Source organism: Allocellulophaga tsushimaensis (genome assembly GCF_055383085.1).
Window position 1 is genome coordinate 2,343,924 of record NZ_AP039451.1, and the last position, 23,820, is coordinate 2,367,743.

Here is a 23,820-nt window from a genome sequence, read left to right on the forward strand (position 1 = left end):
TGCATTGGTTGCTAACTTTTATCTTCTGAAAGCATTGCGCCTTACCAAATAGACAAGAACTTTCGATTCATCACTTAGTTGCTATGAACACATATATAGTGTTACCACACGTTTTTTAAGTTAGATCCAAACTGATTTCTTGATTTAACAATTCCGTTTGGCTTGCATTTACATATCCATCCGTTTTTTCAATTTCAGATTTCCATTGAGATACGTTTTCAAAATCCATCACCCAAAAATTTGCGCTTTCAACTCCGTCAAAATTTTTAGGACTGAAAGTCAATTTAAGTTTAATTTGATAATATTCTTCTTCTCCGTCAAGTTGTATTTGTCGAGTCAGAGTAAATTCAAATTTGGGATCCTCATCTGGATTCCAATTATACGTTCCATATTCGGCAAGTAATTCGTCCGTTTCTTCGTCTGTTGAGCAATTTTCTATTTCATAATTCGATTTAAATTCTATTATAGCATCAAGCGCCCATTCAATCCAAGATTTAGATCGAGAAATAATTTGTTTTTCAAGAATTTCACTTAAAACTTCGGTTGACTGTAAAAGTTGAATTTTCATATATTCAATTCTGAATGTTTGCTAACGTTAAATGTAAACGGCTGTGCGTGCAGGAAGTCAGTGACTTTCGGTTGAGCACAAGGCGTTACACTTTTTAGTTTTTATATTTCAATATTAAAATAATAAAATTTGTGACGCCGGCTTCACAAATACACAACTAACTTTTGGATTAAACACTTGAAAGCATTGCGATTACATAGTGTTACCATACGTTTTTAATTCAATTTTCGTATTCAATTTTTTGGTTACAAAATCAGATATTTTAGAAAAATCAATCGATTTTAGATCTAAGTGATTAAGAGCATATTCCTTTTGGTTCTTATCAAGAAAAATAATTTTATCTTGGTATAAATTAATGCCAGTTAAATTTCTAATTTCGATACTATATTTTTGCTTTCCGCTTGTTGAATTCAGTTTATCATTTTTAATACAAATTACACCATTTGGGATAAATAGTATTCCAGAAATAATTAATAACAATCCATTTAAAGTCATTATTGATGTGAAAATCATATACTCTTTTATTAAAACTATCGCACAAACTCCACCAATTAACAATAGTGTTCCAATTATATAAGGATAGATTTTATTATAATCATCATTATTTGTCAAAAACCTTAGCTCGTTTTTAACATTACCTTTTCGATATTTTATACTATAAAACATTGACCAAATAATTATCAAAGTCCATAGAATTGGTAAGTATTCCTTAATCGGATTCAAATAATCTGTTAATATCATCAATAAAAGAATTCCAATAATGATTATTTGACTAATAATTGATTTTACTGTTTTCATCTAATGTATGGTAACGGTTAGCTATGCGTAGTGCGGAAGCGGAAAATCATAGGTTTTCGGGCAAGCACTCAGCCAAAGTTTATATTTTGTTTTTATTTTTTTCTAAAATACTAAATTTAATACTTTGGCGACAAACCATATAAACAATGACCTTTGGATTTTACACAAACTCCGCATTATCGCATAGGTGTTGTTACCCAACGTTTTTATTCAGTTCTTTTTTTCAATTTTCGCTTTCCACTATTTAATTCAGTCAGTCTTTCTTTCTTAAACCGAAATTTTAAATTATTGAATTCAATCCACTTTGAACTTGACAAAGCAAAAGTCAAACTGTCATTTTTGGTTAAAGCTTTAGAATTCAAAATCAGCGTGTCATTTCTGTTTTTCCATAAACCTTCGGTAAAATCAGAACTGTGTCCTTTTCTTTTCCAAAATTTAAATGTTCTGTCATCAGTTAGAATTAATTCAATTCCACTATTGTTTTTTCTATAACCAATAAACTTCCCATAGAATCTATAAGTCATTCCATTTGGCGGCTCAATTTTCATCAAAGAGTACATTTTACTATTAAATATATTGATGAAATTTTTATCACGATATGAGTCAGTGCAACCGTGACAAAACTTTAAGTTAGTAATCTCTATATTGTTTAATTTAATGGTATCAATCATTTTGTCTGGGCAACCAGAATAGCCCCCAACAGAAGTAATTAAAATTTTTTTTCCATCAAGAAATAGTGCAGTTGCAATTTGATCAATTCTATTATCCAACCACTGCTTTTCATTTTCGGTTAATTTTAGATCGTCCCTTAATTTTTGATAGAGGCTTATTTTACTTATTGTATTTAATTCCTTCTGTGAAATTCTATTATTTGGTTTTTGAATTGTGTCAATCTCTAAACTTTTAGGAATATAATTCATCACATCATAATACTCTTTTTCATAAAGAGTTGATGATTTGGTATTTTGAGCAAAAATTAATGTGCTATAAATAATATTTAATATGAATATTGTTTTCTTCAAATGTTGGGTAACGTCTCTTGTATGTTGCGTTTGCCTGCCGAAGGCGGCACATGCAATATACAAATTGTTGTACAACGTTTTATTCGATTTCCCATTGTTCCAAATCATCTACTGGATTTGGTAATCTACCATCTAACCATTTTATTAGTGTTCCAGGTTTAAATTCTTTATCCTTTGTCTCAATCACCCAAGATAAAAAGTCTTCTGGTCCTCCATTCATATAAGGTGCGGGTGAGACAGGGTAAAATACCGTAGGTAATCTTTCATTAATCGAAATATAATTCACAACACAACCTAATTCTTGAATTACATTCCAAGCTAATTTATTGGTTATGTCAAGTTGAAATTTAACCCACCAAAACCCATCATCGTCTGTTCCGAATGAAATTGGTTTTGTCATTGATGGAATTTTCTCAAGATATTCTATTAATGTTTTAAATGCTCTTTCGTCCAATTTTTAAAAATTAAATTCACAAATATTTTGGCCTTCACTTATACTTTTTAGACACTCGGTAATTAATTTTGAAACTCTTGAAGTTGGGATTAGCGTATAATCATAAACAATCCCTATTTCATCTTTCTTTGAAGAATCCCATTCATATTCAGTTCCATCTTTATCAATAATAACTGATTTTCCTTCAAAAATATCTTGCCATTCTACCCTTTTTGTCAAATCAGTAATACTTTTGTAAACAATTACTTGATGTTCATTATCTACAATATCAATTAAGAATATCATTTTTATTTGGTCAAATGTTGTACACCGTTATTTTTCATATAATTTTTCAATCAATGAGTGATTTCCGTTCGCAAAATGTTCCAAATAATTCAAAGATTTTTCCAAACTAAATCCCCAAACATCTTCAACTACCATTTTTTCTTTTTCTCCTAATAACCCAAATAAAACTTTTACTTTTTTTGGTCTATTATACCAAAGAGAAAATTCAAGATTTTGGTTTTTATCATAATTAGCGGTCAAACAAAAACTTTTTCCGTTTTCAATACAAGTAAAGTCAAGAGAAGGACTGTAATGAATATTTTCAGGATTTAATGAATCCGAAAATTTCAACTTTTCAATCCAAGGATAATTTTCAGCTATTTTCCTTACTTCATTACCAGAAATTGGATTATTAAGATATTCAATATTTTCTTTTTCAGGATGACAAATAGAATATTTATAGGTCATTTTTTTCGTTCAGTTTAATGGTGTACAACGTCTCTTGTATGTTGCGTTTGCCTGTCGAAGGCGGCATATGCAATATACAAATTGTTATACCAAGTTTTTAATGTCCGTGTTTACTTCTTGTAATCAAATCATTATAGGCTCTTTTTAAAGCATTACCTAATTCAACATTTTCTTTTGAAATCAAGGGGTGAATTGTATTAAAGATTTCTTCGTTAAATTCATTGTTAGGATGTGGTCCATCAAAAATAAACTTAAAAACACTGTAAATCTCTTTTTTATTTCTCTTTGATAAAACACGACAAATAGATTTAGTATCATTTTCAAATCTCTTAGAAATATAAAAACCATCTCTAATATTATCCGCTTGCCAAGAGCCATTTGTGCATATATTGACAAATTTATCATAATAATTTTCAGGTGGTATTGATCTAAGATTTGCAAAGTATTCAATTATGGAATGTGACATAATTCCTCTGCCTTTTTTTACTCCATCAAATCCCCCAGAATAATCATAAAGAGCAGCTGGTTTTCCAGTTTCCGAATTGAATCCAAAAATATTTTCCATTTGGTTAAATGAATTAGGAAATGAGCAAAAAAACAACTTCTCAAATTCTATCTTATTATTACCTGTTGACTTTTTGGCCTTTTCATAAAACTTAATAATTGAGTCTGCTTGAACTTTATTTGATTTGAAATTAAATTTAGAGCACTCAAATTCTTTACGATCAGTCTGATCAGTTTTTTCCGATAAGAGTTGAACATGGTTAGCAATACTTTCTTTTTTCTTTTTATCACAAGAGCAAACACTTATCGAAACAATAATCAGTATTATAAAATATTTCATACTCTATTTGGTATAACGTCTCGTATAAGAAACGTAGGGCAGGTGATAAGCGATACGTTTCGGATTGGTACTAAGCCAAATATAAATATTTTGCTTTTATCTTTTTTGCTATAAACGCCAAATTTTATATTTGGCGACATTGCAAAAAAACACAGACCTTTCGATTGAGCCCAAAAGCCCTATGTTTTCTTATACATTGTTACCTGCCGTTTTTAGTATTTGGTTATTTTACACTTTCCTGCCTGTATGTCTGATTGAACTTTCTTGAACTTAATATTATCAACTCGTTTTCCATCTTGATACACCACGTTGATTCGGTCATTCCTACCAAGTTTGACTTTAGATACAACTTTTGTTTCTTTTTTGTAATTCTGTGGTGTGCAATTAAACATTATGTTTTTTGGCAATCCTTCGTGTTCATAACGAACTTGTTTTCCTTCTCCTGTTTGCATTTCCCTAAATAGCTGAAATGCCTTATTTGCTTTTTCTTCATCGTAAAGAATTTTTCCGTTGTCAAAATCAAAGGCTTCTGTTCCAAAAGAGCCTATAATTTGGTCAGTTGTCACTTCCTCTGCAGTATGGTCAAGGTCAGTATATTCGTCAAGAATAAATCTTGTTTCAACTCCGATTAAATTATAACGTTCCAAGATTAACTCATTTCGGATAGCAACATTCCATCCGTGTTTTTTTCTTTGTACACTTGGATATAAGATTGCATCAAAGTTTAAATCTGATACAACAGGATAAAATAATTGGTCAGATGAAATTTGTCCACTAAACAAATAATCTCTCGGTCTATCTCGTGAAACACGCAGGCTATAAATTTCTTCAAAAAATTGTTCAAGCAGATAATAAACTTCGTGAAGTTTACTTTTAATTTCTGGGTTCTCTGTTACTTCTTTCTTTACAATGTAAGAGTTAACTTTTGTGTTTGGTTTTAATTCGAAGTGAGAGATTGTTATTACATCTCCATTTTGAGGTTTTATTTCCCAATATGCACCAGCTTCCGAAGTTGCACAATACAATACTTGTTGATTAGGAATATTACATCTTCCAAAATTACAATATTCGATTGGTGGTGCTAATAATTGTGATATATCTGTTAAGTAGCTTAATTCTTTACCTTGAGCTTCGAGAATTCTATTGTTAGTCGATATTCTTACAAGTCTTTTTGGTGGTTCATCAGTATTTGAACCTACTTTTAGAGTAAAGAACTTTGAAATTTCATTTCTTAAATTCTCAAATTCTTCGTCAGTTAAATCTTGAATTTTCCCAAAGAATGAACGAAAATAATCTAGCTTTTCGACAATTTTTTCAATTGGTTGTAAGTCTGGTTCTCCTAAATTGTCTTTATTCTTTGTGATTTTCTCTATCATTGGTGGATTGGTCTAATGGCAGGTAACGGTCTCGGCTATGAACAGTACGGGGGCAAACTTGAGTTTGCTTTCCGCCACGCGCATAGCAAAATCTTTTTGTTTTGATTTATTTTTTCCTGTCCAAAGCAAAATCCCAAAGATTTTGCGGACTTCATAAAAATACATAAACCCAGCGATTAAGCCCGAAGCCCGTATTGTTTATAGGTTTTGTTGTAACCAGTTTTTATTCCAGCATACTAATCAAATCCGAGTATAATTTCCATTCCTTATCCTCAATTATTTTATACTCAAATTCTCTTTGTTTTCCGTTTTCTTTTATAAATTCCAAGAGTCTAGTCGCCCCGTCTTTCTCATTAGTTACAAGATGGAATACTCTCTCTTCATTGAAGGTTGTACGACCAATATAGTAATTGGATATATTGTTTTGTGTTAAGTTGTTTTCAATGAACATCTCAAAATCGTTAAGAACTTCTAACTCATTATTCGTTGGTAGCATAGAAGCATTTTCAACGGCATATTTTGTTTTTATTTCAATGAAATAAATGAACTCATCTTTATGCGGAAACTGTTCAAATGCCTTATTTGCAACTATTAGTTTAGGTATTCCTTCAATGATTAAGTCTTTAGTGCCATATTCTTCAGGTACTGCATATGTGTCTCTTTCTATAGGTTTGTTTTTGTCGGGATTCCCAACATCAAAGCCGTCATAGGAAGTCACTTGATATTTGTCCGCAACTGCATATAAGTTTTTATTTAATTGGAATAGTGAATTAGCATTATGGATTTCTATTCTCTCCATATGTAACCAGTATTCCCCTGTTTCATCAGGATACACGTCAACATATTCAAATCCATCTTTTTTTAAATGTTCTGCTACTTTTTCCAATCTTTTAGGTTCGGTATTTGTGAAGAAATAGCCATATAACATTTCCTGGTCAGTATCAACTCCGTTACCATGCATGCTGTCATACATCTCTTGAATTTTCTCAAGTGAAATCATATTTGAATTCTGTTTGTTTTGCGATTTTCCTTTACAAGAAGTCAAAAGTATAGTAATTATTAGTAGTATTGAATTTTTACTCATTCTTAAAATCTTGAAGGCTTGTATAAATTGGTTACAACAATTGGATAGCATCATTGATGCTATCCTGCTTATGTGCGCACTAAGATAATAAATCTTTGATGTCCATAAAGGATCTGTCTACTACATGGGTATAGATTTCTGTGATTTTGGTAGAACTATGCCCCAAAAGTAGTTGAATGTGTCTAATATCGGTTCCGTTCTCTAAAAGATGGGTTGCAAAACTATGCCTTAACATATGTGGAGTTACTTTTCGTAAAATACCAGCTTTTTTTGCCGCTGCATCAACAATATTCAATACACTTGTACCGCTATACTTATCTTTTTTTGCACCCTCAAAAAGGTATTTACTTGGTCTATATTCCTTATAATAGTGTTGTAAATCTTTAAGAATACTTGGGCTAAGAACACTATATCTGTCCTTATTTCCCTTGGCATTCTTAATATTAATCATCATTCTCTTACTATCTATATCGGTTACCAATAGGTTCAAAAGTTCGCCACGTCGAAGTCCAGAAGAATAGAGCAAACCTATAATGCATTTGTGTTTTATATTATTTGTGCACTTCATGATATCGATGACCTCTTCTTTTGATAAAACTTTCGGTAAAGGGCTTTGTTTTCTGGGTCTTTCAATAGAGTAGAACCTATTAGGCATACCCAATACTATTTCATAAAAAAATTTGATGCTATTTACTACTAAGTTTATATATGAGTTAGATCTTTTTTCTTGAATCAATTTTTGTAAATAATTTCGAACATCCATTTCATTAAGATCTGTTGGATCTGTATCGTAATAATGATTGATGAAAGCCTCAAAACAAGAAACATAATTACGAATGGTACTTTCTGCATAACGCTTAAGCTCGAGTTTAAGCAAGTACTCTTCAGGACATTTTTTAAAACCTTTTTTTGCAGGTCGGTTTCTGATTTTTTTCAGATTCACCTCAGGATTACCCTTATTAATTATACGTTCAGCAAAAAAATAATTTCCATTGATCCAAGCCACTCCGCGAAATGTTTTAAATATCAGCTCTAGATTGGTTTTATTATTGGGTATGTGGTACAAGCCAAATTCCTTACTCCAACATACGTTTGGTAAGGAATCTACCAAGGCTTGTACAACTTTGTTTGTATTAAACTTAAGACCAATACATTTTTGATTATTGATAAGTAAGTGTTTTAAGGTAATAGAGCGATTAGAATCCATAACGAAAGTTTTTACCAAAGTAGCTGTTACATTTTATATAATCGTATCTTAATCGAATAGAATACGTATAAATATCACTTAATTTATTGGTTATGAGAATTCATAAAGAATGTTTCTATTGTGGCAAAGAACTGAAAGGAAGAACGGACAAGAAATTTTGTGACTCACATTGTAAAAGTGCATATCAGTACAAAAAGGAGAAGGAGAGTCCAGAACGGTTTTATAACAAGGTCGATAATCAATTAAAACTGAACAGGAAAATTCTTAAGGAATACAATAAAGGTGGTAAAGTAACAATAAGAGCTAAAGTTCTTCTAGAATTAGGTTTTAATCCAAAATTCTTCACACACTATTGGAAAAACCAAAAAGGTGAAGTATACTTATTCGCTTACGAGTTTGGGTTTTTGAAAAAGAATGAAAGTGGAAAAGAGAAATATGTTCTGGTTATATGGCAGGATTACATGAGTAAAAATATGAATAGCACCAATTAAAGCTAATCAAAATGTTAAAGTTAAAAAATAAAATTGTTGTACCTATTTATTGTATCTGAATGAAAAAAGCCAAGGTAATAAAACCTTGGCTTCCCTTTTGTACTCGAGATGGGACTTGAACCCATACGGACTAATGTCCATTGGATTTTAAGTCCAACGTGTCTACCAATTCCACCACTCGAGCCTGAGTTGTTATCAATAACAAATCATAATTGGTATATAGTGAGCGAAAAAAGGGATTCGAACCCTCGACCTCCACCTTGGCAAGGTGATGCTCTACCCCTGAGCTACTTTCGCAATTAAATTTTAAAGAACATACATCTTTCCGATGCGGGTGCAAATTTAATATAATTCTATAAAAACCAAAGAATTTTAAGTGAAAAGAATTAAAAAAAAATACTCCTTTTTTTGATTCTATGAATAAGCTTTACCTGAGGGGCTATAAACCAATAGGTTAGGCTTCTTTCTTTTTAAGCAGTAAACGCTTAATTTCATTTAGTTTCATTAACGCCTCCACCGGGGTAAGCGTATCGATATCTAAATGGGTAATTTCTTCTTTAATTTGTTCTAATAAAGGATCATCTAAATTAAAAAAACTCAGTTGCATTTCGTCTTGTGCCGCTACCAATTTATCGGTAAGCTCCTCACTAGAATGCGATTTTTCTAATTTCTTTAGAATCTTATTTGCCTTGCTTATTACCTGTTGCGGCATTCCTGACATTTTTGCGACATGAATTCCAAAACTATGCTCACTACCACCAGGGGTTAATTTTCTTAAAAAAAGCACATTGTCTTTTAGCTCTTTTACAGAAACATTGTAGTTTTTAATCCGTTCAAAAGTGGTCGCCATTTCATTAATTTCATGGTAATGTGTAGCAAATAAAGTTTTTGCTCTGGCGGGATGCTCGTGTAAATACTCAGAAATAGCCCAAGCAATAGAAATACCATCATAAGTGCTGGTACCTCTACCAATTTCATCTAGTAAAACTAAGCTCCGTTCCGATAAATTATTTAGAATAGAAGCCGTTTCATTCATTTCTACCATAAAAGTAGATTCGCCCATAGAAATATTATCACTAGCACCAACACGTGTAAAAATCTTATCTACATAACCAATTTTTGCAGCTTCTGCAGGCACAAAACTTCCCATTTGCGCTAGGAGTACAATAAGGGCAGTTTGCCTTAATATAGCAGATTTACCACTCATATTAGGTCCCGTAATCATAATAATTTGCTGTTCTTCTCTATTTAAAATAACATCATTGGCAATATAAACTTCTCCAGGTGGCAATTGTTTTTCGATAACAGGATGTCTTCCGTTTTTAATTTCAATTGCTGTAGTATTGTTTAGTTGTGGAGCAACATACTGATTTTCTTTAGCAAGTTGCGTAAAACCACAAAGACAATCTAATTGTGCAATTTGTTGTGCGTTGTTTTGTACTGGAGCAATATATTCTTGCATCCATACAATGAGTTTTGAAAATAACTGCTGCTCTAAAATTTGTATGCGCTCTTCGGCTCCTAGAATTTTAGCTTCGTATTCTTTTAGCTCTTCGGTAATATAACGCTCTGCATTTACAAGGGTTTGTTTTCTAATCCAATCTTGGGGTACCTTGTCTTTATGTGTATTCCGAACTTCAATATAATACCCAAAGACATTATTTGAAGCTATTTTTAATGAGCTTATTCCTGTTTTTTCCGTTTCGCGCTCCAGCATTTTATTCAGGTAATCTTTACCAGAAAAAGCTAGTCCACGTAATTCGTCTAATTCTTCTGAATAGCCTTCTGCAATTGTAGCTCCTTTTAGCATATTTACAGGAGCATCTTCAGCAATCATTTCCTTTATTTTTTCTCGTAATAGATCACAAGAATGGAGTTGGTCTCCAATAAGTTTCACCGCGTCGTTATTACTTTCTATTGCAAGCTGTTTTATAGGGACAATAGCTTCTAATGAGTTTTTAAGCTGTATCACTTCTTTAGGGTTAATTTTCCCCGTAGCTACTTTAGAAATAAGGCGTTCTAGATCACCAATTTGTTTTATATAATGCTGTAATTTTTCGTGTATGGTATTATGATCCGTTAAATAAGAAATAACCTGATGTCTTCTTTTTATTTTTTCGATGTTTTTTAAGGGGAGTGCCAACCATCTTTTTAGCATGCGCCCACCCATAGGCGATATGGTTTTATCAATAACATCTAAAAGGGTAACCGCATTAAGGGTATTTGAAGCATAAAGTTCCAAATTTCGAATGGTAAAACGATCCATCCAAATATATTCTTCTTCTGCAATACGTTGTAAGCTGCTAATATGTTGTAATTGCCTATGCTGGGTTTCAGAAAGATAATGTAAGGCTACCCCAGCTGCAATAACACCTTGCGTTAAATGGTCTACTCCAAAACCTTTTAAACTTTTTGTGTTAAAATGATTGGTTAAGGTTTCCTGCGCATAATCTTCTTGAAAGACCCAATCTTCCATAAAAAAAGTATGAAACTGATTCCCAAAAATGGTGAGAAACTCTTTTTTATGTGATTTTGAAACTAATATTTCATTCGGCGCAAAATTCTGAAGCAGTTTGTCTATCTGATCTTTGTTTCCTTCTGAAGTTAAAAATTCACCCGTAGAAATATCTAAAAATGCAAGTCCAATTTTAGTACTACCAAAATGTACAGCGCATAAAAAATTATTGGTTTTAGCATTTAAAATATCATCATTAAAAGCCACACCAGGCGTAACCAATTCGGTAACCCCTCTTTTTACAATGCTTTTAGTTAATTTAGGATCTTCTAATTGATCACAAATGGCAACACGCTGCCCAGCTTTTACAAGTTTTGGTAGATAGGTGTTTAAAGAATGATGTGGAAAACCTGCTAATTCTGTTTTTTCTCCTCCATTATTTCTGTGTGTTAGGATTATCCCTAATATTTTTGAAGTTTTAATGGCATCATCGCCAAAAGTTTCATAAAAATCACCTACACGAAATAGCAATAAAGCATCAGGATATTTTTTCTTGATGGTATTATATTGCTGCATTAAAGGAGTCACCTTCTTTTTGTTTGTCTTTGCCAAAAAATATTTAATTAACTTATTTTTGCATCACTTTAAAGGAGATAAATCCTCCAAAAACGAATGTACAGTTTTCCCATGATACGCTCTAGTATTGTTGATATTTTGGGGATAACTTATATAAAGTTAAACCTGTTAGGTTTTTAAAAACCTAACAGGTTTAGTCTATAATATTAAGATAAGAGAAATGCGCAAACTTAAAAATGAAGAACTAGATCGTTTAAATATAGACGAATTTAAACAAGCTACAAAGACACCCGTGATCATTATCTTAGATAATATTAGGAGTTTAAATAATGTAGGGTCTGTTTTTAGAACTGCTGATGCCTTTTTAATAGAAAAAATTTATTTGTGCGGAATTACTGCTACACCGCCACATAAAGAAATTCGTAAAACTGCTTTAGGTGCAACAGATAGTGTAGCTTGGGCGTATGCAAAAGATACGCTAACAGTAGTAAAAGAACTCCAAGCTAAAAAATATAAAGTTTTAGCAGTAGAACAAGCAGAACAAGCAACTATGTTACATCATTTAAAGGTGAATACTACTAGTAAATATGCTTTGGTTTTTGGGAATGAAGTAAAAGGAGTTTCGCAAGAAGTGGTTTCTGAAAGTGATGCGGTTTTAGAAATTCCGCAATACGGTACCAAACATTCTTTAAATATCTCCGTAAGTGTAGGTGTTGTAATTTGGGATGTATGGTCTAAATTAAATTCGTAAACTAAAAAAACCTCTGACCTTTTATAAAGGAGATCAGAGGATTATCTAGTTTGAGTTAGTTAGTCTAAAACCGGTAAATAAATATAATTTACTTATTTATAGCTGCAATTAAAGAAAAGCTTTTGTTTTACACAAATAAAAAACTAAAAAAATGTTAAGGTTATAAGGATACGCTGAACTCAGTTATTTTTTCAATTATAATTTCATAATCTTTTTTATGCTTTACAAAATCTAATTCACTAATGTCTATAATTAAGGTATTGTGGTCTGGAGCATTTTTAATAAAATCTAGATATCCTCTGTTTATTTTGTCTAGATAATCTGGCGGAATTCCCTGTTCATAGTCTCTGTTGCGTTTTTTGATGTTTTCTAAAAGGCGTTCAGTATTTTGATATAAGTACACATAAAGTCCAGGTTTTTTAAGCTCTTTATGCATAAAATTAAATACTTTTCGATACAATTTAAATTCATCTTCTTGTAAAGTTACCTTGGCAAAAATGATCGATTTGTAAATATCATAGTCACTCACTAAAAAACTTTTAAAAAGGTCAAACTGCGAAGTATCATCGGTAAACTGTTGGTAGCGTTCTGCTAAAAAAGACATCTCTAAAGGAAAAGCATATCTCGCTTGGTTTTTGTAAAATTTTGGCAAAAAAGGGTTCTCTGCAAACTGTTCTAAAATTAATTTAGCATTAAAGTCTTCAGCAATTTTATTGGCTAGTGTTGTTTTTCCTGCTCCTATATTACCTTCAATAGCGATGTAGTTTAACTTAGAAAATAAATATTCTTGTGTTTTATATAGTTTTAAATTCGTTTTTTTTATGGGTGTTTTGTCTCTACACATTTGCATAAAGTTCCGAGTATCTTTATTGTGTATAGGATGGTAAAATTGAGGGGCAATATCGTTTAAAGGACGTAACACAAATTGCCTTTGTTCTAAAGATGGATGCGGAATTACCAAGAGGTCTGTTTGCACAATCTCATGCTCATAATAAATGATATCAATATCAATACTTCTGGCTTGGTATCCTTCTCCTGTATACTCTTCTCTTCCTAATGTTTTTTCAATTTCTTTAATTTTTTCTAAAAGAAGGATAGGGCTTAAACGCGTTCTAACACTAATACAACTATTTAAAAAATCATCTGAGTCAAAGCCCCAAGAAGCGGACTCATACACATTAGAAATGTCTAGTATAGTACCAACTTTTTCGCCAATAGAAAAAATAGCCCTTTGTAATTGATACAGCTTGTTTCCTAGATTACTACCCAGCGATAAATAAACAGTTTTTAGATCATTCATAATTGAACAGCAAAGTAAATAAAACAATTTAACAATGGTTATATTTGCGGCAAATTATAATTAACAAAAAATGAAATTTTTAAGAAACCTATTGGCAGCAATACTTGGATGTTTAATTGCTTTTGGCGTTCTATTTTTAATATTTATCGGCTTTGTAGCTTTAATTGGAAGTAGTGCGGAAGATGTTAAATTGGTAAAAAACAATTCTATTTTAGAAATTCAGTTGCAAAACCCTATTGCAGATTATGTTGGCACTAATTCTGAAGACCCATTTGCGGGCTTGTTTGAAAAAACAGAAGGTTTAGATGAGATATTGCATGCTATTAAAATTGCTAAAGAAGATTCTAAAATAAAAGGGATTAGTATTAAAAATAACTTTTTAGTCTCCGGGCTTTCACAAACCAGAGCTATACGTAATGCATTAAAAGATTTTAAAGAAAGCGGTAAGTTTATATATGCTTATGCGGATTACTACACTCAAAAAGACTATTACTTAGCTACCATTGCTGATGGGCTTTATTTAAATAAAGTTGGTAATTTAGATTATAAAGGTTTATCATCAGAGGTGCTATTTTTTAAGGATTTGCAAGAAAAAACAGGAATTAAAATGGAAGTAATTCGGCATGGGAAATATAAAAGTGCTGTAGAGCCATTTTTATCTGATACCATGAGCGATGCCAATAGAACTCAAATAAAAGAACTTATAAGCTCTTTATGGATTGCTATGATAGATGATATTGCCGAGAGTAGAAATATAACTTCAGAAAATTTAAATATCATAGCAGATACATTAGGAGGGAGGTCTCCAGAATATGCAAAACAATCTGGATTAATAGATGATATTTTATTTCATGATGAATATGAGACTAAATTAAAAGAACTTACTGAGGTAGCTTTAGAAGACGATCTTAATTATATTAGTTTAAGTGACTATATAGGTACTTCTAATCTGAAAAAAATATATAAAGGAGCCGATAAAATTGCGGTGATATATGCGCAAGGAGAAATTATGTTTGGAGAAGGAAGTCCAACAGTAATTGGTCAAGGAATTATTAATAAATCTTTAAAGAAAGCTAGAGAAGATGATGCGGTAAAAGCAATTGTTTTACGTGTTAATTCTCCTGGTGGAAGTGCGTTAGTTTCCGATATTATTTGGAGAGAAGTAGAATTAACAAAAGCAATTAAACCAGTGGTAGTATCTATGGGTGATGTGGCTGCTTCGGGAGGCTATTATATTGCTGCTGGCGCCGATAAAATATTTGCAGATCCAACAACAATTACAGGGTCTATAGGTGTTTTTGGAACCATACCTAATGCTAGTGAATTTTCAGAAGATATTGGCATTAATGCTGAGCAAGTGGGTACCAATAAAAATTCTGTAGACTATTCTGTTTTTGAACCAATGACGGATACCTTTAGAAAAACCATGCAAGAAGGCGTAGAAGCTACCTATACTACATTTCTAGAACGTGTAGCATCTGGTAGAGGCATTACTGTAGAACAAGCTAATGAAATAGCGCAAGGTAGAGTTTGGAGTGGTGTAGATGCTAAAAGATTAGGCTTAATAGATGAGTTAGGAGGCTTAGATGCTGCCATTGCTGCTGCTGCTGAAATGGTTGAATTAGAGAATTATGGTATCAGGAAATATCCAAAATATAAATCTGATTTTGAGCGCCTTCTTGAAGATTTTGGAGGTGCCTCATCCGAAGTGAAAGAACGTATTATTAAAGAAGAAATAGGAGTAGAGGTATATACGCTTTTACAAGAAGTGAAAGCAAGTCTACAACAAAAAGGGATTCAAGCAAGAATGCCATTTGCCTTGGATGTAAAATAGTCTTATTGAAAAAGTAATCAAAACCATAGATTTTAAGCATAAAAAAGCCTCGACTAGTCGAGGCTTTTTTATGCTTAAAAAATGTAATTTATTTTTTTAAATTAATTTCAACACGTCTGTTTTGTGCTCTTCCTGCTTTGTATAAATTAGTAGCAATAGGTTTTGTTTCTCCATAACCTATAGCTGTTAATCTATCTGCGCTAACACCCTTGCTAATTAGGAAATCTCTAACTGAGTTTGCTCTAGAATCAGATAATTTTTGATTTAAAGAAGCGCTTCCAATACTATCTGTATGCCCCTCTATTACAAAGTTGGCGTTAGGATATTCGTTTAAAATGCTAATAATATCTAATAATACAGCGGTAGATTCATCTTTAATAGAGGATTTCCCAGAGTTAAATAAAATTGTTTTAGCATATTCATTTAATGTTTTTTGAACTTTTTCAGTAACTTCAACTTCTGGGCAACCTTTGTTTGCTACTGTGCCAATAACATCAACACATAAGTCGTCTTTATCTAAAACACCATCATTATCCGTGTCTTTGTAGGGGCAGCCATTGTTTTCTACTGGGCCAGCCTCATTAGGGCAATTATCTACATTATCTAATAACGTATCATCGTCACTATCTTCCCAAGGGCAACCTTTATTTTCTACTGGTCCTGCAACTTCTGGGCATGTATCATCCTTGTCTAATACGGTATCTTCGTCAGTATCTTCCCAAGGGCATCCATTGTTTTCTACAGGACCAGCAACTTTAGGGCATTTGTCTATTTTGTCTAAAACACCATCACCATCTTTATCTTTTGGTCTAGATTGGTATACTGGTATTTTTAAACCTGCATATGCATCTGCCCCTCTATTATTATCTCCGCTTAATACAGATAATATAGAACCAGAACCAATATATAATGGACCAGCTCTAAGGCCAGCACCAACTTGAAAGCCAGAATATTGAACACTACTAATAGGGAGGTAAAAACTAAACCATTTGCGCTCAAAACGAGGCGTTAAAGAAATAACATTAGCAATGCTGTTGGTATTACTTTTACTCTTTGATGTTGCAGCAATATCGGTATTTAAATTCAGATAAAAATAATTGTTAATATTCCAGTCTGCATTTAAGTGTATTGCTGTAGGTAGCGCCGCTTTAATATCAGTATTAGCATCTGTTTGGGTATACAAATTATCTAAAGTTTCTTGAATACCATCAAAATTATCAAAAGTATCTTCATTAACAGTAGCATTAATATCATAACTGGTTTCTAAAGCATCTTTATAGCTTACAGCTCCTAAATCTGTTACAGATAAACCAATTTTTATTTTGTATTTATTTACATCTTTTAATGTATAGGATTCACCTTTAGTATTTGTTTTTGTGTACTCCTCATATTTAGGTCTCCATTCGTAAATAAAACCTAAATCTGCACCAAAACCACTTGCGTTTTCTGGTACTTCATATTTATAGTTGTCTGCTTCAAAATCTGCACTACGCCCATAAGATATTTCTCCTGTAGAAGTTAGTTCGCCAGTGGTAATACCTCCTGGTAAATTTGTACCATCGGCATCAAAATCTACGTTTACATTTACTCCACTTCCATAAACATTACCAAAACCTTTTAAATATTTTAAAGAAAGTCCACCTTTTAAAAAATGCTGTTCTTTATTCATAAGAACATGAGCATAGCTTAGTCCAACTTCTGCCCATCCATGTGCAGAAGTAAATATATCACCTTCATTTATGGCATAATCTAAATTTTGATCAAAACCATCATCAATCGTTTCAATATTTTCTACATTAATATTATTAGCATTTGTAAAAGTTCTTGCTCTAGTGTAAATTGCTATGGAACTTTTTTTATTGATGTTAAACATAAAAGAAGGTCCCATAATATCTACATTCGCATTTCCATTGTTATTGACTGTAGGCGATTTTATGCCATCTGTGTCAAAATTAAAGTCACTTTCTAGTGCATTGCTTAAGCTTGTACCATAGTAATCATTGGCAAAAAAAGCACTTACACCAGCAAGATTAATATCTAATTTAAAACGAGAATCAACTATATTTGCAGGGTTAGCAATAACACTATTAACGCCACTGTAATTGTCTGTAAGATAGCCAATGTAAGATTGTGCACTTACATACATTGAACTCGTAATAAATATGGTTGATAAAATAATTTTTTTCATCATGTTGGTTTAGTTTGTAGGAAGTTAACGTCAATTTTTTTTGAAAATTGTTATAGATTTTTTTTATTGTAGATGATAACCCATAAGGATAAAAAACTAGCTTTTACAATTTACCTCTATTTAGGAGCATTATTTATTACCTCTTTAGTGGTGTCTAACCTTATTTTTCAGAAGTTTTTTTATTGGAAACCTTTTGGTGATGTTACTATTTTTGGAGCTCCTCTTTTTGAAATTTCAGTGGGCTTATTACCTTATCCAATTACTTTTTTGATTACAGATTTAATCTCTGAAATCTATGGGAAAAGAAAGGCTAATCAGATTGTAATTGCAGGTATTCTAGCTTCATTTTTTTCTTTAGCAATTGTAACGGTGTCTTCTTTAGTTCCTGCTACAGATTGGTCATATGTTTCTAATGATGTGTTTTCTTCTGTTTTTGGAAGCACTATTATTGCTGTTTTTGCTTCAATGATGGCTTATTTATTAGCACAATTTATCGATATTCAAATCTATCATTTTTGGAAAAAACTAACCAAAGGAAAACATCTTTGGCTTCGGAATAACTGCTCTACTTTTACATCTCAATTTATAGATACCTTTACGGTGATATTACTGTTGTGTACTTTTGGTCAAATAACATGGGATAAATTTACAGGTTTAGTTATAAGTGGTTTTATTTTTAAAATAATTGTAGCCTTTATAGACACCCCTTTTCTCTATTTCTTCGTATATCTATTTAGAAAACGATTCAACTTAGAAATAGGAGAAGAAATAGACCTTGAAAGTTAATTTTATATTAAGTTTTCAATGTCGTATATCATTTCCTTTTTATAGCTGTTTAATACTTTGAAAAGCATTTTGAAAATGAAAAAGAAAATTTTAAAAATAGTAGGAATTGTATTTTTACTTACAGTCATTATTTTAATAGCTGCACCTTTTTTGTTGAAAGGTAAAATTGCTGATATTATTAAAAATAAAGTAAATGCAACTATTACAGCAGATTTTGATTTTGCAGAGGCAGATTTAAGTTTGTTTAGCGGTTTTCCTAATGCAAGAGTTACGCTAAAAGAAATTTCTTTGGTAAACCAAGCTCCTTTTGTTGGAGATACCCTTTTTGCTTCAAAAGAAGTGAAATTAGATATGTCTGTTAAAGAACTTTTTAAAAGTGCAGATGAACCTATCATTATTTCTAACCTTACTATTGATGATGCATTGCTTCATATTTTTGTGAATAAAGAAGGTATCGCAAATTATGATATTGCAAAAGAAGTTGCAGGAGATGAACGCACTACAGCTGAAGAAAAAAGTTCAGAAAGTTTTAAGCTCTCTATGCAATCATATACCTTATCTAAGGCCAAAATTATTTATGAAGATGCTAGTACTGCTATAAAATTAGCTTTAGAAGATGTAAACCATTCTGGAAGTGGAGATTTATCCTTATCCACATCAGAATTAGAGACCAAAACAAAAGCATTAGTTTCTTTTGTTTTAGATAGTACTACTTATTTATCTAAAAATCCTATAGCGCTAGATGCAATTATAGGCGTAGATCTAGAGAAAAATAAATATAGCTTTTTAAAGAATGAAGCATTAGTGAATCAGTTGCCTTTGGTTTTTGATGGCTATATGCAATTAAACGATACCAACCAAGAGCTAGCCATAAGCTTTAAAACACCTACTACCGATTTTAAAAACTTCTTAGCATTAATTCCAGAAACATATGCTAAAAATATTGAAAATGTAAAAACCTCAGGTGATTTTAGCGTTGCTGGAGAATTTACTGGTATTATAGACGACACGCATATCCCAAAATTTGATATCAAAATAAATTCTAAAAACGCCTCTTTTAAATATCCAGATTTACCAAAATCTGTTCGAAATATATACATCGATACCGAAATTAAAAATACAACAGGAATTACAGAAGATACCTATGTTGAGATTCGGAAACTCTCTTTTGGAATAGATGAGGATAGGTTTAATATGGTATCTACCATTTCTAATCTATTAGCCAATACAAAAGTAAAAGCGCATTTAGATGGAAAAATGAATTTAGCAAATTTATCTAAGGCGTATCCAGTACCGCCTAATTTAGATTTAAAAGGTTTACTAGTAGCAGATTTTACAACGGCTTTTGATATGGCATCTGTGGAAAAAGAACAATATGAAAATACCACTACAAGTGGAAATTTAGATCTTGAAAATTTTGAATATACTTCCGAAGAATTGAAACACCCCGTACAAATAAAGAAAGCTGCTGTTACCTTTAACCCGCAAACAGTGGCTTTAAATGAATTTAGTGGAGAAATAGGTCAGACCGATTTTAATGCTGCGGGTACCATTACTAATTTGCTAGGTTTTTTATTTAATAAAGAAAACATACAAGGTACTTTTGATGTAAATTCAGACACCTTTTCGGTTAATGATTTTATGGTTGAAGAATTTAAAGAAACTACAACTACAACACAAGAAACACAAGGCACTTCTGAACAAATTAAAATTCCATCTTTTTTAGAGGCTACTATTACTACAAAGGCAAAAAAAGTGTTGTATGATAATTTAGTTTTAGAAGACGTTTCTGGTAGTTTAGAAATTAAAGATGAGACCGCTACGCTAAAAAATATGACTTCCGCTATTTTTAATGGAAATATGACATTTAGTGGAAACGTTTCTACTAAAGGAACTGAGCCTATTTTTAATATGAAACTAGGAATGGATAGCTTTACTATTGGAGAAACGTTTAAAAGTTTAGAGTTGTTTAAAGTTCTGGCGCCCGTTGCCAATGCTATTCAGGGAAAACTAAATTCTGAAGTAGAAATTTCTGGGCAATTACATGATGATTTTACGCCTAATTTGAATTCAGTTTCTGGTAATGTCTTGGCAGAATTATTTGGAACAGAATTAGACCCTAAGCAAGCCAATGTTTTAAGTCTTTTAGGAAACCAATTCGATTTTATTAACCTTAAAAATTTAGATTTAAAAGGATTAAAAACTGCACTTTCTTTTGAAGATGGGAATGTAACGGTGAAGCCATTTACTGTAAAATATCAAGATATTGCTATCAATATTACAGGGAGTCACACTTTTGATCAAAAACTAAATTATAAAGCTACTATAGATGTACCCGCAAAATATTTAGGAACAGAAGTAACCAGTTTAATCGCAAAAATTGATGATGCTGCACTCGAAAACGTAACGGTTCCTGTTACGGCTACTATTGGAGGAGCTTATAATTCACCTAGTGTTTCTACAGATCTTACTTCTGGGGTTAAAACAATAACAGGTAAATTGGTAGCGATACAAAAACAAAAACTCATCAGTAAAGGAAAAGATACCGCAGCAGATTTAATAGGCGGATTATTAAACGGAAATAAAAAAGATACAGCTACTACAAAAACAAATAATACAAAAGATGCTGTAAAAAATGTTTTAGGAGGCTTACTTGGAGGAAATAAAAAGGCAAAAGATACTATGACTACTAAAAAAGATTCAGTGGCCACTAAAAAAGATGTTGTAAAAGAAGCTACTAGTATCCTTGGAGATTTGTTAGGTAAAAAGAAAAAAAAGAAAAAAGATAGTGTACAATAAAGTAATATAGGGTTAATTATTGCTGAATAGTCAACCCTACATAAAGCCCTTCATTAGCTCTAATATTAAAGACAGTGTTGTCTGAAAAGATGAGGTATTGCCCTTTGATACCTACTAATTTTTCTGTAAAAAGAGGTGTTTTGCTGAGGTTTAAACTTTTTACTTTTTCTGGATATTGTAATACGGGGAAATCTAAATGTGTTTCGCTATTATCTTCAATAAAATATGCTTGCGTTTCTGAAGGGATAAACGCTTTTAGTTTGTTGCGCCATTCTATTAGATTTTCATCATCAATAGTATTGGTTAGCATTTTACGCCAATTGGTTTTGTCGGCAACATGTTCTTTTAGAGCAACTTCTGTAATACCCGCTAGATATCTATTGGGCACTTCTACAATTTCAATCGCTTCATGAGCTCCTTGGTCTATCCAACGTGTTGGTACTTGATTTTTTCGGGTTACACCAACTTTTACATTGCTAGAATTGGCCAAATACACAATATGCGGCTGTAATTGTACTTTTTTCTCATAAGCTAAATCTCGGTCTTCTTTATCTAAATGCGCAGTACTTAATTCTGGACGCATAATCCAATCTCCAGCTGTTGGCGTTTCAAAAAAGCAGTTTTTACAAAAGCCTTGCCTATAAATAGGTTTATCTTCACCACAACTTAAACATTGGTATTTTATAAAATGGATTGAAATTTCTTTGTTTAAAATCTGATTTACATTTAAAAAGTCGTCTTTAAACACCATATAATATTGTATGGGACTCCCAATTTCGGTTTGCATTTTTCTTAAAACACCTTCGTACTGCATAAAAAAGAATCTGATTTAAATTTTATGAATGAAAATAAAACAATTTTAAAAACGATTTCTTAAATTCATCAACTGAAATTTTTTAAAATTGAGCAGTATAAAGATACCTAAAAATGCCAATACCACTAATTAATTCTATAGCTTCTTGGTTGCTTAAAAAGCGTTATCACCAAATAGAACTTTTTCTAAAATATCCAGATGAAGTTCAAGAAGAAGTATTAATGCAGCTTTTATCCATTGCAAAGAATACAGAACTTGGAAAAAAATATGGTTTTGGTGGCATTTTAAGTTATAAAACCTTTTCAGAAAGGGTGCCTGTGCTTAGTTATGAAGAAATTGAGCCCATGATAGAAAGAACCCGAAGGGGGGAGCAAAATATTTTTTGGCCAACCAGTATTAAATGGTTTGCTAAGAGTAGTGGTACTACTAATGCTAAAAGTAAATTTATTCCGGTAAGTTCTGAAGCTTTAGAAGATTGCCATTATAAATCCGGAAAAGATTTATTATGCCTTTATTTAAATAATAATGAAAACTCGCAGTTGTTTACTGGTAAAAGCCTTCGGTTAGGTGGTAGTAAAGAATTGTATGAAGATAATGGTTCTTTTTTTGGAGACCTTTCTGCTATCCTAATAGATAATATGCCATTTTGGGCAGAAATGAGTAGTACACCAAGTAGTAAGGTGTCTTTAATGAGTGAGTGGGAATCTAAATTAAGAGCAATTATTCAAGAAAGTACCCAAGAGAATGTAACAAGTTTGGCTGGTGTACCTTCGTGGATGTTGGTGCTGTTAAATAATGTTTTAGAAGAAGCAGGGAAAGAGCATCTTTTTCAGGTATGGGAAAATCTAGAAGTTTATTTTCATGGTGGTGTTAGTTTTGATCCGTATCATAATCAATATAAAAAGTTATTGCCCAAAAAAGATTTTAAGTACTATGAAATCTATAATGCATCGGAAGGTTTTTTTGCCATCCAGGACAGTAATAATTCTGATGAATTATTACTAATGTTAGATTACGGTATTTTCTATGAGTTTATTCCTATGACAAACTATGGTACTGCAGCTGAAAAGGTAATACCAATCTGGGAAGTTGAAAAAAATAAGAACTACGCTATTATTATTAGTACAAATTCTGGATTATGGCGATATAAAATAGGGGATACGGTTCGTTTTACATCTACAAATCCGTATAAGATTAAAGTAACTGGGCGTACAAAACATCATATCAATGCTTTTGGTGAAGAGTTAATTATTGAAAATGCAGAACAAGCGCTAAAAAATATATGCAAAAAAACTGGAGCCGAAATAAAAGAATATACAGCTGCTCCTATTTTTATGAAAGATGCAGAAAAAGGAGCACATGAGTGGATTATTGAATTCCGAAAATTACCTGAAGATATTGCTTACTTTACTGAGTTTTTAGATAATGCATTAAAATCTTTAAATTCTGATTATGAGGCAAAGCGTTATAATAACATTACCTTAAAAATGCCTAAAGTGCATATAGCTAGAGAAAATTTATTTTACGATTGGTTAAAATCTAACGATAAATTGGGAGGGCAACATAAAATTCCAAGGCTTTGCAATAAAAGGAATTATTTAGAAGAATTACTTCAAATGAATACATAAGATAGGTATTATATTGTAATCGGTGTATTGTTTAATTTGTCAGATTAAATTACATTTTTATTTTTTATAAGTCATCTATACCGAAAATATGACCATCTAAACAAATAAAATAG

Annotated in this window: 20 protein-coding genes and 2 tRNA genes; 6 read left to right on the plus strand and 16 right to left on the minus strand. The window is 31.8% G+C overall.

Annotated elements, in window-relative coordinates; translation table 11 throughout:
• Window positions 1-115: 115 nt before the first annotated feature.
• The 10 genes from ACZ451_RS10025 to xerA form a co-directional block, all read right to left on the minus strand.
• Entirely contained in the window at window positions 116-568 is a 453-nt protein-coding gene (locus ACZ451_RS10025; protein ID WP_464211977.1) for a hypothetical protein, read from the minus strand.
• Window positions 569-760: 192 nt separating this feature from the next.
• A complete protein-coding gene (locus ACZ451_RS10030; RefSeq protein WP_464211979.1) occupies window positions 761-1,366 on the minus strand; it encodes a hypothetical protein in 606 nt (201 codons plus the stop codon).
• Between the two features lie 206 nt (window positions 1,367-1,572).
• The gene (locus ACZ451_RS10035; RefSeq protein ID WP_464211980.1) at window positions 1,573-2,496 is read right to left on the minus strand and encodes a hypothetical protein; all 924 of its coding nucleotides are present in this window, start codon (window positions 2,494-2,496) and stop codon (window positions 1,573-1,575) included.
• Window positions 2,468-2,842, minus strand: a complete 375-nt coding sequence (locus ACZ451_RS10040) for a hypothetical protein (RefSeq protein ID WP_464211982.1) — start codon at window positions 2,840-2,842, stop codon at window positions 2,468-2,470. Before ACZ451_RS10040 ends, ACZ451_RS10035 begins: the two co-directional genes overlap by 29 nt.
• A gap of 3 nt (window positions 2,843-2,845) precedes the next feature.
• Window positions 2,846-3,127 (minus strand): hypothetical protein, encoded by a 282-nt coding sequence (locus ACZ451_RS10045; protein ID WP_464211984.1) that lies wholly within the window; start codon window positions 3,125-3,127, stop codon window positions 2,846-2,848.
• Between the two features lie 27 nt (window positions 3,128-3,154).
• Window positions 3,155-3,574: a hypothetical protein gene (locus ACZ451_RS10050; protein WP_464211986.1), complete on the minus strand. Its 420-nt coding sequence runs from the start codon at window positions 3,572-3,574 to the stop codon at window positions 3,155-3,157.
• A 97-nt stretch (window positions 3,575-3,671) separates the two neighbouring features.
• Complete coding sequence (locus tag ACZ451_RS10055) at window positions 3,672-4,418, minus strand: hypothetical protein (protein ID WP_464211988.1); 747 nt, start codon at window positions 4,416-4,418, stop codon at window positions 3,672-3,674.
• Window positions 4,419-4,630: 212 nt separating this feature from the next.
• On the minus strand, window positions 4,631-5,794 hold the full coding sequence (locus ACZ451_RS10060; RefSeq protein ID WP_464211990.1) for an RES domain-containing protein: 1,164 nt from the start codon (window positions 5,792-5,794) through the stop codon (window positions 4,631-4,633).
• A 223-nt stretch (window positions 5,795-6,017) separates the two neighbouring features.
• Complete coding sequence (locus ACZ451_RS10065) at window positions 6,018-6,878, minus strand: DUF695 domain-containing protein (protein ID WP_464211992.1); 861 nt, start codon at window positions 6,876-6,878, stop codon at window positions 6,018-6,020.
• Between the two features lie 79 nt (window positions 6,879-6,957).
• Window positions 6,958-8,085, minus strand: coding sequence for a site-specific tyrosine recombinase/integron integrase (gene xerA / locus ACZ451_RS10070; protein ID WP_464211994.1), 1,128 nt, complete (start codon window positions 8,083-8,085; stop codon window positions 6,958-6,960).
• 92 nt (window positions 8,086-8,177) lie between these two features.
• On the opposite strand from xerA, the gene ACZ451_RS10075 reads away from it, so the two are divergent.
• Window positions 8,178-8,576, plus strand: a complete 399-nt coding sequence (locus ACZ451_RS10075) for a hypothetical protein (RefSeq protein ID WP_464211996.1) — start codon at window positions 8,178-8,180, stop codon at window positions 8,574-8,576.
• Between the two features lie 100 nt (window positions 8,577-8,676).
• Here ACZ451_RS10075 and ACZ451_RS10080 read toward each other — a convergent pair.
• From ACZ451_RS10080 to mutS, 3 genes are all read right to left on the minus strand, one after another.
• A tRNA-Leu gene (locus tag ACZ451_RS10080) sits at window positions 8,677-8,760 on the minus strand.
• 41 nt (window positions 8,761-8,801) lie between these two features.
• Window positions 8,802-8,873, minus strand: a tRNA-Gly gene (locus tag ACZ451_RS10085).
• A 157-nt stretch (window positions 8,874-9,030) separates the two neighbouring features.
• Complete coding sequence (mutS, locus tag ACZ451_RS10090) at window positions 9,031-11,643, minus strand: DNA mismatch repair protein MutS (protein WP_464211998.1); 2,613 nt, start codon at window positions 11,641-11,643, stop codon at window positions 9,031-9,033.
• A 184-nt stretch (window positions 11,644-11,827) separates the two neighbouring features.
• Here mutS and ACZ451_RS10095 point away from each other — a divergent pair, with 184 nt between their 5' ends.
• Window positions 11,828-12,358, plus strand: coding sequence for an RNA methyltransferase (locus ACZ451_RS10095; protein WP_464212000.1), 531 nt, complete (start codon window positions 11,828-11,830; stop codon window positions 12,356-12,358).
• 160 nt (window positions 12,359-12,518) lie between these two features.
• Here the strand turns inward: ACZ451_RS10095 and folK are convergent, their stop codons facing one another.
• Entirely contained in the window at window positions 12,519-13,658 is a 1,140-nt protein-coding gene (gene folK / locus ACZ451_RS10100) for a 2-amino-4-hydroxy-6-hydroxymethyldihydropteridine diphosphokinase (protein WP_464212002.1), read from the minus strand.
• Between the two features lie 70 nt (window positions 13,659-13,728).
• Here folK and sppA point away from each other — a divergent pair, with 70 nt between their 5' ends.
• On the plus strand, window positions 13,729-15,492 hold the full coding sequence (gene sppA, locus ACZ451_RS10105; protein WP_464212004.1) for a signal peptide peptidase SppA: 1,764 nt from the start codon (window positions 13,729-13,731) through the stop codon (window positions 15,490-15,492).
• An 88-nt stretch (window positions 15,493-15,580) separates the two neighbouring features.
• Here the strand turns inward: sppA and ACZ451_RS10110 are convergent, their stop codons facing one another.
• Window positions 15,581-17,680, minus strand: a complete 2,100-nt coding sequence (locus ACZ451_RS10110; protein ID WP_464212006.1) for a DUF5723 family protein — start codon at window positions 17,678-17,680, stop codon at window positions 15,581-15,583.
• Window positions 17,681-17,755: 75 nt separating this feature from the next.
• Here ACZ451_RS10110 and ACZ451_RS10115 point away from each other — a divergent pair, with 75 nt between their 5' ends.
• Window positions 17,756-18,466, plus strand: a complete 711-nt coding sequence (locus ACZ451_RS10115; RefSeq protein ID WP_464216919.1) for a queuosine precursor transporter — start codon at window positions 17,756-17,758, stop codon at window positions 18,464-18,466.
• A 75-nt stretch (window positions 18,467-18,541) separates the two neighbouring features.
• On the plus strand, window positions 18,542-21,265 hold the full coding sequence (locus tag ACZ451_RS10120) for an AsmA family protein (RefSeq protein WP_464212008.1): 2,724 nt from the start codon (window positions 18,542-18,544) through the stop codon (window positions 21,263-21,265).
• Between the two features lie 16 nt (window positions 21,266-21,281).
• Here ACZ451_RS10120 and ACZ451_RS10125 read toward each other — a convergent pair whose 3' ends face one another.
• Window positions 21,282-22,079 (minus strand): DUF2797 domain-containing protein, encoded by a 798-nt coding sequence (locus ACZ451_RS10125; RefSeq protein ID WP_464212010.1) that lies wholly within the window; start codon window positions 22,077-22,079, stop codon window positions 21,282-21,284.
• A 113-nt stretch (window positions 22,080-22,192) separates the two neighbouring features.
• Between ACZ451_RS10125 and ACZ451_RS10130 the strand changes: the two genes are divergently transcribed.
• A complete protein-coding gene (locus ACZ451_RS10130) occupies window positions 22,193-23,707 on the plus strand; it encodes a GH3 auxin-responsive promoter family protein (RefSeq protein ID WP_464212012.1) in 1,515 nt (504 codons plus the stop codon).
• Window positions 23,708-23,820 lie beyond the last annotated feature (113 nt).

Coding starts and splice junctions, on each gene's coding strand:
- ACZ451_RS10025 (WP_464211977.1), bottom strand. CDS start 568: ATGAAAATTCAACTTTTACAGTCAACCGAAGTTTTAAGTGAAATTCTT.
- ACZ451_RS10030 (WP_464211979.1), bottom strand. CDS start 1,366: ATGAAAACAGTAAAATCAATTATTAGTCAAATAATCATTATTGGAATT.
- ACZ451_RS10035 (WP_464211980.1), bottom strand. CDS start 2,496: ATGATTTGGAACAATGGGAAATCGAATAAAACGTTGTACAACAATTTG.
- ACZ451_RS10045 (WP_464211984.1), bottom strand. CDS start 3,127: ATGATATTCTTAATTGATATTGTAGATAATGAACATCAAGTAATTGTT.
- ACZ451_RS10050 (WP_464211986.1), bottom strand. CDS start 3,574: ATGACCTATAAATATTCTATTTGTCATCCTGAAAAAGAAAATATTGAA.
- ACZ451_RS10055 (WP_464211988.1), bottom strand. CDS start 4,418: ATGAAATATTTTATAATACTGATTATTGTTTCGATAAGTGTTTGCTCT.
- ACZ451_RS10060 (WP_464211990.1), bottom strand. CDS start 5,794: ATGATAGAGAAAATCACAAAGAATAAAGACAATTTAGGAGAACCAGAC.
- ACZ451_RS10065 (WP_464211992.1), bottom strand. CDS start 6,878: ATGAGTAAAAATTCAATACTACTAATAATTACTATACTTTTGACTTCT.
- xerA (WP_464211994.1), bottom strand. CDS start 8,085: ATGGATTCTAATCGCTCTATTACCTTAAAACACTTACTTATCAATAAT.
- ACZ451_RS10075 (WP_464211996.1), top strand. CDS start 8,178: ATGAGAATTCATAAAGAATGTTTCTATTGTGGCAAAGAACTGAAAGGA.
- ACZ451_RS10095 (WP_464212000.1), top strand. CDS start 11,828: ATGCGCAAACTTAAAAATGAAGAACTAGATCGTTTAAATATAGACGAA.
- folK (WP_464212002.1), bottom strand. CDS start 13,658: ATGAATGATCTAAAAACTGTTTATTTATCGCTGGGTAGTAATCTAGGA.
- sppA (WP_464212004.1), top strand. CDS start 13,729: ATGAAATTTTTAAGAAACCTATTGGCAGCAATACTTGGATGTTTAATT.
- ACZ451_RS10110 (WP_464212006.1), bottom strand. CDS start 17,680: ATGAAAAAAATTATTTTATCAACCATATTTATTACGAGTTCAATGTAT.
- ACZ451_RS10120 (WP_464212008.1), top strand. CDS start 18,542: ATGAAAAAGAAAATTTTAAAAATAGTAGGAATTGTATTTTTACTTACA.
- ACZ451_RS10125 (WP_464212010.1), bottom strand. CDS start 22,079: ATGCAGTACGAAGGTGTTTTAAGAAAAATGCAAACCGAAATTGGGAGT.
- ACZ451_RS10130 (WP_464212012.1), top strand. CDS start 22,193: ATGCCAATACCACTAATTAATTCTATAGCTTCTTGGTTGCTTAAAAAG.